General features: G+C 49.8%; 1 pseudogene. It reads left to right on the top strand.

The features are described 5' to 3' along the window. Positions 1–272: 272 nt before the first annotated feature. Positions 273–1,325: pseudogene (locus tag Q0277_RS04530) on the top strand (quinone-dependent dihydroorotate dehydrogenase); the annotation flags it as partial. Positions 1,326–1,581: the final 256 nt, after the last annotated feature.

The following is a 1,581-nucleotide window of genomic DNA, read 5'->3' as shown; positions in this document are numbered from 1 at the left end:
GCGTACGATGCCCGTCATCGCGAGCCGTGCCACGGACACCGCGCGTTTCGGCACGTACCCGGGCGGGCTAAATTTATAAAATTTGCGGCGCGCATCTTTAAACTTCTGCGTAAATTCAGATCGTCGCGACGAGCCGTAGAAATTCTACGCAGCATTTAAGCGCGTAATTTTAAAATTAAATTTAACCGCCGCAGATTGCAAATACAGCGCGAAATCCTTATCTATATTTAATTAAATTTTAGCTACCATTACGCAAAATTTGAGGAAAAATTATGAATTATGATACCCTGAAAAAGATCTTTTTTCGATTTGATCCAGAAACCGCCCACAAGATCGCAGAATTCGGACTTCGCGCACTTTATGCGACTCCGGGCGGGCTTGAGGCTTTGGCAAAATTTGGCGTTTATAAAGATGAAATTTTAACTCAAAATATATGGAATCTCAGCTTCGATAACCCCGTAGGTATCGCGGGCGGCTTCGACAAAAACGCCACGATGATCGCGCCGCTGGCTGCTCTTGGCTTCGGGCACATCGATTTTGGCACCTTCACGCCGCGCCCTCAAAGCGGCAACGAAAAGCCGCGACTTTTTCGCCTCGTAGCAGAGGAAAGTATTCAAAACGCGATGGGCTTTAACAACGAAGGCGCCGATATTATCGAGCGTCGCGTGCGAAAAATTTATCCTTTTAAAATCCCGATCGCCGCAAATATCGGCAAAAATAAGGCCACCTCGAACGAGGACGCGCTAAGCGATTACGAAGCCTTGGGCCGTAAATTTAACGGGCTATGCGATTTTTTCATCATCAACGTAAGCTCGCCGAACACTCCAAATCTGCGCGCTTTGCAAGAAAACAGCTTCATAAGCGAGCTGATCGGAGCGATGAAAAAAATCACAAACAGACCGCTCGTCTTAAAGCTGGCGCCCGATATGAGCGCGGATCAGGCGATCGCACTGTGCGAGTGCGCGGTGCAAAGCGGCGCAAGCGGCATCATCATAAACAACACCAGCGTCGATTATTCTCTAAGCCCCAACGCTAGGGACTTCGGCGGCATAAGCGGTAGGCTGATCACAGAAAAATCGCGAAAGCTTTTCGCACAGGTCGCTCACGAGCTCTTCGGCCGCACGGTCCTAATCAGCTGCGGCGGCATAGACAGCGCGCAGGAGGCCTATGAGCGCATCAAATCGGGCGCGAGCCTGGTTCAAATTTTTACCGCCTTTATCTTCAAAGGCCCGTTCGTCGCAAAATCGATCAACGAGGGGCTAGCGGAGCTTTTGCGCGCAGACGGCTTCAATAACATAAGCGAGGCGGTTGGGGTAAATTTAAAAGATCGCGCGGGCGAAGGATACGGCATCAGAGGCGATCAGGCCGAAAGTCGCGGCGACGGCGCGGATTTGCGCGCTTGCGAAGACAAAGAGGCGGATAAAATTTCAAGCACACCCGAAAGCAGAGATGTGGATGAAATTTCAAACGACGGCGAAAACAAAATTTTAAGTACTCAAATGGGTGAAATTTCCGCCGCTCAAACAGATGAAATTCCGGGCGCTCAAACAAACTCAATCTCCAAAGCGGATGAAAATTCCG

Origin of the sequence: uncultured Campylobacter sp. (genome assembly GCF_938030815.1) — a bacterium.
Taxonomy (GTDB): Bacteria; Campylobacterota; Campylobacteria; order Campylobacterales; family Campylobacteraceae; genus Campylobacter_B.
Note: the sequence above shows the minus strand (reverse complement) of the source record. Positions and strands in the feature narration are given on the sequence as shown.